This window comes from Thalassoroseus sp., assembly GCF_984380535.1.
This window is the reverse complement of sequence record NZ_CFHRBF010000006.1, coordinates 1-13044: the sequence shown is the minus strand read 5'-3', so window position 1 is coordinate 13044 and position 13044 is coordinate 1. Positions and strand designations below refer to the sequence as shown.

8 protein-coding genes are annotated in these 13044 nt (G+C 53.0%); 2 read left to right on the top strand and 6 right to left on the bottom strand.

All coding sequences use genetic code 11. The features are described from left to right. Positions 1–4: 4 nt before the first annotated feature. From AC5DDB_RS09285 to AC5DDB_RS09260, 6 genes are all read right to left on the bottom strand, one after another. Positions 5–2914 carry a hypothetical protein gene (locus tag AC5DDB_RS09285; RefSeq protein ID WP_491739437.1) on the bottom strand — a complete coding sequence of 970 codons (2910 nt, stop codon included), beginning with the start codon at positions 2912–2914 and terminating at the stop codon, positions 5–7. A 111-nt stretch (positions 2915–3025) separates the two neighbouring features. Continuing rightward, entirely contained in the window at positions 3026–5713 is a 2688-nt protein-coding gene (locus AC5DDB_RS09280) for a GAP1-N2 domain-containing protein (RefSeq protein ID WP_491739436.1), read from the bottom strand. A 55-nt stretch (positions 5714–5768) separates the two neighbouring features. Continuing rightward, positions 5769–6968 (bottom strand): hypothetical protein, encoded by a 1200-nt coding sequence (locus AC5DDB_RS09275; protein WP_491739435.1) that lies wholly within the window; start codon positions 6966–6968, stop codon positions 5769–5771. 135 nt (positions 6969–7103) lie between these two features. Then, positions 7104–7775 carry a hypothetical protein gene (locus AC5DDB_RS09270; RefSeq protein WP_491739434.1) on the bottom strand — a complete coding sequence of 224 codons (672 nt, stop codon included), beginning with the start codon at positions 7773–7775 and terminating at the stop codon, positions 7104–7106. Between the two features lie 1078 nt (positions 7776–8853). After that, positions 8854–9231, bottom strand: coding sequence for a trypsin-like peptidase domain-containing protein (locus AC5DDB_RS09265; protein WP_491739433.1), 378 nt, complete (start codon positions 9229–9231; stop codon positions 8854–8856). Positions 9232–9510: 279 nt separating this feature from the next. Next, complete coding sequence (locus tag AC5DDB_RS09260; RefSeq protein WP_491739432.1) at positions 9511–10131, bottom strand: prolyl hydroxylase family protein; 621 nt, start codon at positions 10129–10131, stop codon at positions 9511–9513. A gap of 586 nt (positions 10132–10717) precedes the next feature. Here AC5DDB_RS09260 and AC5DDB_RS09255 point away from each other — a divergent pair. Beyond that, entirely contained in the window at positions 10718–11527 is an 810-nt protein-coding gene (locus AC5DDB_RS09255; protein ID WP_491739431.1) for an ImuA family protein, read from the top strand. A gap of 10 nt (positions 11528–11537) precedes the next feature. Next, positions 11538–12986 (top strand): Y-family DNA polymerase, encoded by a 1449-nt coding sequence (locus AC5DDB_RS09250; RefSeq protein WP_491739430.1) that lies wholly within the window; start codon positions 11538–11540, stop codon positions 12984–12986. Positions 12987–13044 lie beyond the last annotated feature (58 nt).

The following is a 13044-nucleotide window of genomic DNA, read 5'->3' as shown; positions in this document are numbered from 1 at the left end:
TGACTCACTCAGGCTGACCAGCGAAAATCAAACGGCCTTCCTGAACTGCTGGGGCATTAAATTGCAGCCCGGCCCCACTTGGCCCGGCATATCCAATGGATTTCCATTGCGCCGGTTGCCCGTCATTAGAGGCTGGGACAAGGACCCAAAGGCTAGTTTGTCGCCGCAATCCGCTTAGGCCTTTGATGCTCCAGGACGATCCTTGAGTGGCTGACCGTTGATACATCCACGCCACTGGACGCATTGTTCGAGACATCCAATCTGGCGTCTCGGCCTTTTCATTTACATTAGCCCAGGCATTAAGTAGATCCTTCGGTGTCACGGATTTCAGCAGATCGACAATCACCGGCCGCCACTGGACAACAACCTTTTCTTGGGGAGCCCACCAGGGAAGATCAAGCGGAACTTGTTTCTTCGTCAAATTGGAGCGGATCGGCGCTAACTTCTCCGCCAACTGCTCATCGCCTTCCGCGGCCATTTCCAAGATCATGGTCACAAGCAACCATTGGATCTCGGGAAGCATGGTGTCATTAACTAGCACTTCGACAGCGGCAGTCTTGGTTTTTACAACCCAGTTGTCTGGGGTCAGCGTTTCAAAATCTTTCAGTATCTTTCGACATGTTGGAACGTGCGTAGCGGGAGTAATGACAGCCAGTTCTCCCGAGGATATCAGAAGTGACTTTGAACCCTTCTGTTCAAGAACTTTCACATTGTTGCCATCACGTTGAGACTGCCACGTGTAGTAGCGATCCTCACCTTTGCGTAAGACATGCAGGTCATCTTGTAGGACGTCCATTGATAGGAAGTCCCGTACCGCTTCTACAGCACCATCTTCACCGAATACCTTCTCAATCGCTGCCAATTGTTGATCGTAGCGTTGGAGCGTCTCTTGGTACGGCTTGGTTTCGAGACCCATTGCAAAGGAAGCAAGTTCTTCTCGGCGGGCGGTAATAGTTTTCAATTCTGACGGATACGGGTTATCAATCCAGTTTCGCTTCGCCTGCTGCCATTGGAAGTAGTCATCCCACAACGAGATCTCCTCGATCGTTAGCTTGAAGTCGGCAGTCCGAGAATCGTCAGGCAGCGCTTCAATGTACGTATCCATCTGCTTTCGATACGTACTAAGCCAAGTTGTTGGATCGCTGATTGGTTTTTGAAGATGTGACGTTAGCGCGTTAATCAAGTCTTCACGAGTTCGGCCGGACTGGAGCAACTTCTTGGTTTCCTTTAACCGGTTCTCCCACGACGGCAACATCTTTAGTTGTGCTTGCACGAGTCGACCAGCATTCGACCGAATCGAAGCAATTTGATCCGAGGCAACAGACAGTTGTTGGCTGGCCTCCTGCCAATCGCGGCTCTCGATTGCGAGTTCGGCTTCTTTGAAGGCAGTCATCAGACTGTCGGACTGTACTTGAAAATGCTCGGCTCGTTGCTTTGCTAATTCCGAGAGTCCCGCTTGTTGTCTCCGCCGCAATCGCTCGACTTTCAACTTCTCCTCGGAGCTACTTGCCAGGTCTCCCGCCCGTTTCCATTGGCTTTCTGAAATCGATTCAAATTGTTTGCTGTCGAGTTGGTCCGTCATACCCTGGATCAGTTGCTGCAACGCAGCTTGGCGTTCGACAATGGCCTGCTTTGCTTGTCGAATTTCATCGCCCAAACCCATCCATTCCGTTTCCTCGAACTCGTACTCCTCGGTTAGGTCCTGATACCGGTGCTCTGCGGATTCGAGATCTCCGTCTGCTAGCAGTCCTCGAATGACCTCACTTTGCTCGGTCATTGCTCGGGATCGAAGCGATTGATAGCCCACAAAACCGACCAAACTGATAACAGCGAATACTGCGAGCACAGAAACGCCCACAGTGACATGCCAGCGTCGCCGCTCCCTCATTCGTAGATCAGCGAGGCGGTTTCGCGCTCGGCGTTGAAGAGAATCCGGTACCTCGGCGGCGTCTACGTTCGTTGCTTCGATCAATCGTTCCAGGGCCAAGGTATCGTTTGACTGATCGTTCAGTAGCTCCTCGAGTTCATACACCAAACCGGATAGACGCCGTGATTCTTTCTTTCGAGCTCTTTCATCGTCGACCCACCCGAGTGCGGGTTGAACCTGTTCAAGCAATGGATCATCGTTTGTCAGCTTCGCCTTCTTAGCGATGGCGGCCCACTGGTCAGCGAGTTGCATTGCTCGGTCGAGATCGTTCTCTGAAAGCGCCTGGTCGAGCTGGGGCGCTAATTCGGTTAGTGTCTGACGAGCCTGGTTGCTCTGCAACGATACCCCGGCCTTCGTCAGCTTTTGGATGAGGGCATTCGGGACAGGAACCGACCATGAGTCTTCCTTTAAATACGCCAGCAAGTTGCGGACACGGCCAACGTCACCTTGCTTGACCGCCTGAGCCGCTTCCTGCTGGGCCTCTTTGATGGCAACTTGTTCGAAACTGTGGAGGTCTTCCTGCCAAAAGTGGGTTTGCGGATCGGCTTCGACAAGTTGACGCAGAATCGGCACGCGAACATCCATCGGTGCCCGCGAAAGATTGATTCGCCGCCAGCGAGATAGCAAATCCTCTAAGGGTGCCTGCTGAGCATAGGCCTCTTCAAGTTCCTCCGCCCGACCGATGAGAAGGCTCTCGGGCACCGGGAGATTATAGTCGCCGCACAGTTCGGCCCAAAGCGATTCGTCGCCCCCAAGATCCAAATCGGAGACCAATTCGAGAACCGGCGGCTCGCTTTCGGCTAGGTGAATGGCTTCGGTGCGGAGTCCGATACGGATTAGTTCCCCACAACGCTCCAACCGATCGTTCACCTTGGCAACGAGTTCGGCATACTCTGCAGCCTGCTGCTCTAATTTCGGTGTCCGCGTCTGATCTGTTGACTGCAACACCGATAGAATCTCTTGCGTCAACTTCTGATAACGTGACATAAAGGCCCGCTCCGAATACGGCTAGATATCTCAGAAATTTAAATTGAAAAGCCAGTTTTGGAATGAGGCTCAAACTGCTAGGCGACGACCCGATTCCTATTCCCCCTTGGACTACTCAGCACGAAATACTTCGATAGGCTCTGATTCTCGCTCTAGAGTATGGTGACTCTGCCGTGTGGTTTGTTGAGTTGGCACTTTCTGAATGGTCATGCGAATTCTTCCACCGGATACTGGGATACTCGCTGATGTCATTCTTTTGAATTCCTTGTGGTATCGTAGAAACTGTTGCTTCAATCGACGGGATCGATTTTCCTTAGTCTCGTTCACGTCCGGATCTTTGAGCAACTTCATTTGGTTGCGTTCGAATATCTCGTTCACGTCAACGTCGTGACTTACTAGAGCCTCCTTGTAGAACTCTTCTTCTACATCGTTCGAATTGAAGGCAAGATTCCCAACAATTCGTTCCTTGACCTTCTCAATGGTAGTCTTGAATTCAATCACACCATCATTCAGTTTGATCTCCAAGGAGTCATTCGCATCGGTAGATGTAAACCCTTCCATGAAATGAAGGATGTCAAAATCAAGATAGGAGGTTTCCCCATTTTCGATTTGTGAAAAGCCGGATTTCGATGTCCTTGGTATGCAAGCCTGAATCGAGCGGTCGTCGAAGAGCAACCAAGTATTCTGTAATTCCATAACTGGAACAAACATGTCTGGTTGAGAAGTCTGGACAAGCGAATATTGCGCAAAGTAGGATTTGCCGCCGTCTTTCAATGTAAGCAGAATCGGTCCACGACTAGCAGGCAAGGCATCGCCTAGATGGATACGGCGAGAATGATTCGCAACTTTCACTTCCACGAAGCACCAACGCAATTCATCGAGGAGAATGAGTCGCGACCGAATGTCGCCGTCAAGGGATGACAATGACAATTCGGCGGCCTTGCCACTCTCTGGTGGGGTAACTCCGATTTGGATTGAGTTAGTTTTTCTGTCAGCGTCCCTAGATATTTTTAGAACCCCTTTGGACACATGGGCACATGTGTATCGAACGCCTTCTGCGAGAATCGGAGTCCAAAATCCAACAATTTGAAAATCATCACTTGGTGGTATTTCCGGTATGGACGCAGAATATGCCCCTTTTTCAAGTTTATTTCGTAGGCCCGAACTAACTGCCAGACCCTCGATCACTACCGGTTTATTTTTTGATGCTATCCATGCCTCAATTTTGTCCTGTATTTCGCGATCTTTCTTCTCCTTGTCGATATTTTCTTTTTGGTCCTTCTTGGCCTTTGTAACTTTTTCCGACCAGTTGTCGTAGAGCCCTGCGTTTGAAACGTTACTCAAGAAGCTTTTGAGATGTTTCAGCTTTGACTGTAGGTCTTCCAGTTGGCCCGCTTCACTCGCATTGGTGGATCGTATCTGGATTTGATTGTTCAGCCATTTTTCGAGCACCTCAACGACCTTCTTGGAATCCTCGCTGTCTGGCGTTAAATTCTTCCATAGATCGTCCTTGAGCAATCGACTTAATTCTCCATTATTTATCAGCGTTTCGTGCAATTGTTCGATAAAGCCGTCTAGTCGCTGGACCTTTTCTATTTCATTGGGTTTAGGGAAGATTGCTTTTTGTGATTTCACCACTTGAACCGTTGAATTGCTACCTAAATTGGTCGTCTGGGATTTCTGTTCTTTGCGTGCAGTATTCTGATCAGCGCTGTCAATAGAAAGACGCAGTCCAAAGCGTGCGTGCAGAACCCAAAAGATTCCAACGATCATCACAAGGCTCACCCCGAGCAGTGAGAGCACCAGTTTCAGTACGCTACGTTTTTCGTCCGGCGCGGGCACGTCTGCGAGGCCGCGTCGGCGGCGCGTTGGGGGCGTTTTGCCGGGTGGCGTTGGAGTAGTATTCGCAGTGGCATAAGTCTCGAGCTCGATAACATCGCTATCCCCCGTCGCGGAAGCTGCTGGAACTGCCGAGGGCATGGTCGGTCGCTGAGAGCGGGGCTTGCCGGTCTTCGATTGCCCGGTGCGAGCCGCTTCAACCCAAGGTCCTGCTGGAGGTGTGCCAAGCGGTTTAGTGAGATCGATCCGCAGATCGCGAACGAAGCGACGTGATTCGTGGGCCTCTTTTGTGCCGGCCAGGACTACCCGCCAACGACAATCTACGTTTTGCAGTGTGCCGTTGAGATAAGTGGTGAAGGTTGGTTCCCAACGACGTTCCGGCGGTAGGAGCGCCAACGTTTCGGCAAAGAGACTCAGAACGTCGGTTCCTGATTCCGCCACGATGTAGACCTGCTGTTTGGAGTGCTGGTCGAGATGGTCCAACAACACACCACCCCAACCGGCATCACCTGTAAGCTGTTGCCAACGTCGACACGGAGCCGGTCGAACCGCTGGTTGTGCGGGAGCAGGCGGCGGAAGTTGCCGGACCTGACCGTCCCATGTCGTCAGCATCGACTCGGAAAGTAAAGCCGCTGCCGGACTACTGGCGGATTCACATTCCTGATCGGTCAGCACGACATGATGACAGAGCTTGTTTGTTCGGCCCGTGTAATCGCGACCCGCATCGGCAATTCTCACCAGCAGATGCAGCTTACGCCCGCTAATTGTTTGCACGAAGTGAGAACAGGCGACCGGATTAGCCGCATCACCCGGCGCGGCAAGATGTCGATAGCCGCACAGCCGTTCGAGCGAACCGACCAATGGAGCAGACATACCGGCAGTAGCGGCAACCGTACAAAACCCGCTACTGCCTGGCTTCAGTCCCTTTTCAGCCGATGTATAAATCAATTCCTGGGGCATGGCATCAGTCGCTTGATTCGGGGAGACACGAAAACATTAGAATGGGATGGGCGAGCTATAAGGAGCGTCGTCGCGGCCCAACAATCGGGACGAGTCCTTTCGTCGTTCGTGCGAGAGCGTAGAACATCGGCACCGTGACCCATTGAGGGGCAGTTTCGGCCGGACGAATCCGATCGAGGCCGGTCTCAGGATCCACTACAACGTGGGAACCAACCGCACTAGTCGGGATATATATCACTTCTTTACAGAAACTCTCTGCGGCAGCGATGATTTCCGGCGAGATCTTCAAGAGCTGTTCGCGGACCTTCGCTGAAAACTGCTCGATCGCATTCAGATCGATCCCATTCATCCGTCGCTCATTATGCACAACCGTACGAAGCGGTTCGCCTTCCGGAAAGCCACCAAGAATCGGCTCGATCCACTGGTCGGCTTTGGTCAAGACGACAATCAGCGGCCGATCATGCTGCCCACGCGAGGACAAACCGGCGTATCGTCGAACTCGGCTGGCGGCCTCTTGCAACACTGGTTCCTGCCGACTTAACACGCGTGGCTTGTCCATTAGACTTGCCGCTTGGCGGAAGCGGACATCTTGAAGCGGATCAAAGACGAACATGAGCGCTCGAGAGCGAGCAAGGTGTCGAGTCACGGGATTCGCCGCAGTGTCAGCGCCCGGTTGGAACGACTCACCAGCGTTGTCATAAAGACAAATCACACGAGCAAGGTTCTCTGCCTGTTTTGCTTGCGGATGATCATTCCGCGGCTGCAAGGTAAATAGGAATGGTCGGGCATAGATAACGTTCTGGTTTCCAAAGTTTACGGAAGCATATAAATCGCCTTGCGTTTCCGTTTTCCGAATGAGATCACCCAGCGGAATGGACTCGGCTCCACGCGAGTTTACAAACAGGGCTTCCTCGTACTCATTAAGATGTTGATTCATTTCTGGGTCAGCATCGTTAAAGGCAAGTCGAAACTCTTCCCCGACGCGTCGCCGCATTTCCCAGGTCATCGAAGCGAGATAGTAGGATTTTCCACTGCCAGGCGCACCAAAGATCGACAGGAAATGTGCAGGCATCTCGAGCGAGGCGCGTGGAATCTGTAGATGACAGTTGGGGCAGGCAAGCCGTAGGCACGGAAAACCCTTGGCATCGATTGCTTCGCCTTGAACGGTGAAACGTGTTGGCCTAAAGCGGATTGGCTGATCAGAACCAAGTTTGCTATCACCCAATAAATCGATGTGTTCTGAAACAAATAGCATCTCCTCCGGTTTAATAGTTGTCCAACAGTGTGGACAGGTCAGATTACGGAGGATGGGTGTTGTGTAGGTTATAGTCATGATAGCCCTTGAGTCACAAACCAGCCGATGAAATAACGTTTCGAATCGGTTCGTGGATCACTGCTCGATGATCTTTTTAGATGAATCAATCAGGTCGGTCGACTGACTAGCATCAAGGCGGCGGCCAATCGCGTCGATCCGACTTTGCAACTGACCAGCCATTTCCTCGAGTTTCTCGTCATCGGGATAACGCTGGGTCAGGGAATAAGCTTGTAGAAGAGTATCAAACATAGCTCGCAAATTGCCCTGTGCATTCTGCTGATTCGCCTGCCCCATGAGTTCCTCAACTGCACGAGCTGTTTCCATGGGATCGGCATCGAACGATTCACTGCGTGACTCCGCAATCGAGCGATCTTCTGACTCCGTATCGGTGCCGGAAACTGCTTCATCTTGACTCACCGGATGCATTGGAGATAACGATTTTGCTAGTAAATTTTCTGAATCGTTGGGCGGCTGTTGTTCGGACGATTCGGAGGCTTCGTCGATCGACGCCTGCTTTTCGGCTGTCGGTTCAAAATCTGTGTTTAGAATCAACCATAGGAGAACGACTAGCATCAAGCCTGTAGCAAGTCCGATAACAAGTCGACGTCGGATTGTTACCGATTCACGAAAATCGTTGGAAGGTATAGGAGGCACAACTCGAAAAACCAGCGAGAGATTTGGTGGGAAAGTAGGAGGGAGCCGGGGGAGGAGGGTGCGCTGCATTCGCGTTCTCTGATTCGACAACATACCATACGCTTAACGGCGGTCAAGAAGTAAAAGAATGTTCTACGGTATGTGCAATAAGAAGTCTGCTACATCAATCGACAACCTAGTATTTACCCGACACAATAAGAGTGCATGCACCAATCCATCTTTGTACAACAGAAGGCATTTCCGCGGCAGCCTACAGTCACACTCAAAACAGCATACTGTTTCGTATACTTTGTTTCTCGATCGAGTAGCCCGACTATTATGTTTCAGGGCTACTGAAGGAGACGGGGTGCTAGCCGTGCAACTGGAACCACCGTGGGATAGCGATAGTAGCTCACGGCTGGTAGAAGATCGGAGTACTTAAGCGGCTTACCATACCGTTCGCACTCCCTCAACACTTATAGTGACTCAAAGAGTCGCTGCGGTTTCTTTGACTGTATGTCGGCGTCGGCCGATTTAGCGGTTATTGGACAGCTCCCCAAACCTTAAAAATCTCTGTCACGGTAGTGGAACCGAAAACGCAATATCGAACCGAATGGAAGATTATTGGGTCGATCACTAATTTGCAGCTTTGAATTCCGCACAGAATTCGCGTATGAGTCGATCAACAGTTTCATAGATAGCCGATTTTAAATCCATACGCCCCACAGCCCCGAATTCGTTTGTCGCCCGCCACGTGGCAGCAAACGTGTTGCGATTCGCGTTCAAAGCGTTGAGTGATACCATTTGCCAAAATTCTAACTGTAGGCATACCCGTAAACTAAGCTGTCAGGGTTCGCTATGGTCGAAACGCTCAAGAACAGGTAGCAAGCTGCGTCTTCACTTGTTTCGATTCCAGAGAGTGGGAGTTGCCCACGTGCTCGATCCACGAGACCAGCTTTACTCAAACCAGCGTGTATTCCATTGGCACGAATATCGGCAACCAATACATCAACGTTATCGAATCCTGCGAGAGACTCCGCAGAGGTAACGAACTCTACGTTACTTTTATCCGGTAAATTCGGTGCCGAGAGCCCGTCGGAAGATGACTTCGAGACCACATCAGTATCAGCAATTCTCTGAGGCTGCTTTTTTTTAAGTAGTTTTCGGACTTGCTTGGCAGGCTTAGCGAAGTTCAGATCTGCCCTTCCGTTATCATCGATGTGACGACGCCTATCACGCTCCCCTCTTTATCCATCAGCGGACCGCCGGAACTTCCAGGTCCAACAGATGCGGTGGTCTGAACTAAGTTGAATTCGGCAACCGGACGAAGCTCACTTATGATTCCCTGCGAGAACGTGTGCCGTAGACCAACGGGATTGCCGACAGCAAACGCAGCCTCGCCGACCTTCGGGAACGCTTCGCGGAGTTCAAGCACGAAGTCCGGTGCGCCCCGAACGTGCAAGATTCCGGAATGGGCGAACCATCGAGCTACCAACAGCAGCGGGAAGCCCACAAAAACTACAGGATTCACACCGTATGGTTTTCCGTCCGTCTGACCGGCCAAAAACATTTACGAGATCGTAGTTCGCCCGCAGAGGGTCATTCTCGCCGCTGACGGACGCGAGATTCGCCGTGCAGTCCCTGGTAGGCGGATGCGTTGGTGCTTGGTCACCCGAGGCGACACGGTCGTTCTGGGCGAATATGGCGATGCGTATGTGGAAGCGGTGAAGATCGAAGATTCGACGTCGAGGCGGCGAAGGTGATCACGTCCACCGCGGATTGGCTTTCGGATCGGTGCTGATGCGATACGGCGGTTGGAATTCGTCCTGATCACCCTAACGCCCAGTTTTCACTCGTACATTACATCCGTGCGTAGTACGTATTTCGTGCCGTCCGTTACTGCGACGCCCTCATGCAACAGACAGTGATTAAACACGAGAGCCTTCCCAGCTTCCGGCTTGATCTCGTGGATGACGTCAAGGCCACGTGCGTAGAATCGGGTTTCGCCGCCCGAACCAACATTCGCCAGGTACACCATGAACGTCAACAGGCTTTCGCTGCGGCCGATCCGAACTGAGCCGTCGTGATGTGGCTTAAATGATTCAGTGCCACTGTAGCGGTAGTAACGGAATCGACGATTTAGTCCAGACGCGGCCAGGCCCTCACGTCTGGCAGGTAGCATGCCTGCGGCCGTTTGCCACAATGCATCAGCAAGCGCGGGATCATCCACGATGACGCGAGAATTGTCGCGATAGTTAAGCACAACTTCGCCGCCAATCGTGAACGTCTCGTAGCCGAGAGCTTCGCTGCGGTCGATGTGTTCCTGGCAATCTTTGGCCGACATGAAGTTGTGGATCACGAAGAGGTCATCGCCTTCCAGCATTTCCAGTTCCATCGTGGCCCCGCGTCTGAACAATGAGTTGCGTGCAACCTCCCTTGTTTCTCTCTCAACAATACTCACAACGGTCATGACAGTCAATTTCTGACGTGGAAGAGAGATGCGCCGAATCCGTTGCGCGAATTGACCAAGCGATTGTTGTGCGGCAAAACATTTGAATGAAACTACTGGAACAGTTTGATTGCTTCCAAAAGTTTCTCCTTCACCGAATCTTGCTCATCGTCTTCTTCCGCGCTCGAACCTCAACCCGAACCACTTTCCAGCCGTCCAGAAGTTTGTCCCTCAAATCATGCCCACCGCCCAGGACCACAACCGCCGGCGATCTCCCAGCAGCGACGATCCGACGCACCCTGTCAACTTCCCGACGTTCCCGGTCCGTTTTGGTGAACCCGTCCCGCAGCGGAAACCCGAGCCGGAGTGGCTTGCCCTAAGGAACTGGTGTGTGTCCGGCCTTTTGGGGTCCGTTTTTTCTTGGTCTTAAGTCGTTCTCCAGCAGCCCCTTAAATTTCACACACGATTTTCCAACAAGTTCAGCTTGCAAACAAATTGAACGCACGTTTAGATAGGGTTCATTACCTATCCACACGGTCACAACACTACATGTTGGTGACATGTGTTTAGAAGTATACAGCATCGTGTGTTTTGTTTGGGCTTGTGTATGGCATTTTCGGCAACCGGTTCGACATCTGCGAAAGACACCGTCGAGCGGTTACGAAGGGAGCTTCGACAGTGGGAGCGTCCGCTTGTTCATAGCCGACAGAACGGCATTGTTTCGTCGGGTGTTGCCGTCTTAGACAATCTTCTGCCGGATTTCGGGATCGGGGCTGGTGAGCTTGTCGAATGGCAATCGGGACGCGGTTGCGGAGCAGTCTCCTTGGTGATGCTGCAGTTGCGAGCCGTACTGGATGTTCAATCCGCCGGGATGGCGATTGTCATTGACTCACCAGGGACGTTCTCCCCGATGGGGGCGGCTTTGCTGGGTGTGGACCTGAATCGCTTGATCATCATTCGTCCCCGGTCGGCGAACCAGGCTGTGTGGGTGATGGAACAATGCTTGCGATGCTCCGGCGTGGCAGCGGTCTGCGGACGTTTGGGCGCAATCTCGGAGACGTCAGCCCGTCGTCTGAAACTTGCGGCACGAACGGGGGGAGGAGTCGGGCTGTTCTTGCGGGATGAAGCCGTTGGTCTGCAACGGGCTTCGTCGTGGTCCGATGTTCGCTGGCGTGTGGAACCGGTTGCAGTGCCAGCCGATCAGAATCATTTTCGAGACGCGTTCGCTGGGAGGCGATTGCAAGTGGAACTCGTTTCTTGCCGAACCGGGAGGGCTGGCAGGACCGTAGAAATCGACATTTGCGATGAAACGGGTCTTGTGCGTGAGGCTCCCCGCGTGGCCTCTGCAACGGGTCAGAAACCTTTCCCTCTCCCTCAAAACCGACGCCGAAACAAACACTTCCAACGCACCGGATAAGACCGCTTGGGTGTTGTACGCAGTCAACGGTTCGCGTGGCGAGTGCGTGACGCATTGCTCGCGACGGGCAATTGAACTCGGTGTGCATGTCGGCATGCCTGTGACCGAGGCTCGCACACTTCTGCGACAGACTGCGAGCCGCTGGGAACGGTTCGACCCGATCGCCGATACGCACGCTCTAGGGCAACTCGCCGAATGGTGCGACCAATTCAGCCCGTGGGTGGGTATGGAATCGAGTGAGCCCGCCGATAGTTTGCTGCTCGATGTGACCGGCTGCGAACATCTTTACGACGGTGAAATGAATTTGCTCACACACCTGCAGCAAGCGTTTGAGGCTCAGAACTGGACGGTCCGGCTGGCCATTGCGGAAACGGTTGGGGCGGCGTGGGCGTTGACGCATGGAGCCGGTTCGCAAGCCGTCGCGGTCCCGCCCAGTACACAAGCCCTACGGGATGCGGTGCTGCCGTTGCCGGTCTCCGCGTTGCGGATCGACCCGCACGTTGCCGAGACACTTTGGCAACTCGGCTTGAAGACCATCGGCGATATCACTCGACTCCCGCGAGCCGATTTGCCAAGTCGGTTTGCCGTCAAAACGGTCTTGCGGTTGGATCAGGTCTTCGGCCAAGTTGCGGAATCGTTTTCCCCGATCCGCCCGGAAGGCGTCATCGAAGCCGCTGAAGCATTCGACTGGCCAATTGCCGATCGACAGACATTGCTCGTGGTCATTGAACGTCTATTGAACGAGGTTTTGGAAACCGTTCATGGAGTGCAAGCGGGCATCACGCAGTTACGGTTGCGGATTGGGCTGGAGAAACCACTCACCATTGGATTCGCCCAGCCGACCAATTTACCAAAACATTTGTTTGGCGTCATCACGTCTCGCTTGGAACGATTTCGTTTAGCCGGCCCGGTGGGATCGGTGCGGTTGCAGGTCACCGGTTTCAGTCGGTTCACGCAGCGTCAAGGACAACTCTTCGAAGACGACAACGTCAAAGCTGAACGCATTTCGAAGCGAGAACTTGGTCGGCTAATGGACCGCTTGCGGGGCCGATTGGATGAAGATCAACTGGTCCGGCCGCAACTTCAATCTGATTCCCTTCCCGAGCATGCGGCTACCTTCGAGCCGATCACGTCGCTCACTCCGAAATCCGATTCAACTACCGAGCCGATGCCCCCGGAATTTACACCGCTTTCCCGACCTTTGACAATGCTCGCCGAACCACAGGCGTTAGATGTGGTCTCGGTCTATCCAGACGGCCCACCGTTGCGTTTGCGTTGGCAACAACGAAATTACGTCGTCAATCGTTGGTGGGGGCCCGAGCGGATTGAATCGGGCTGGTGGCGGGATCAACAAGTCAAACGCGACTACTACCGCGTGGAAACAAACGATGGCCACTGGTTCTGGCTATTCCGCAACAACCGCAACGACGGCTGGTATCTGCATGGAGTTTTTGACTAGGGGCTAGGGGCTAGGGGCTAGGGGCTAGGGGCTAGGGGCTAGGGGCTAGGGGCTAGGG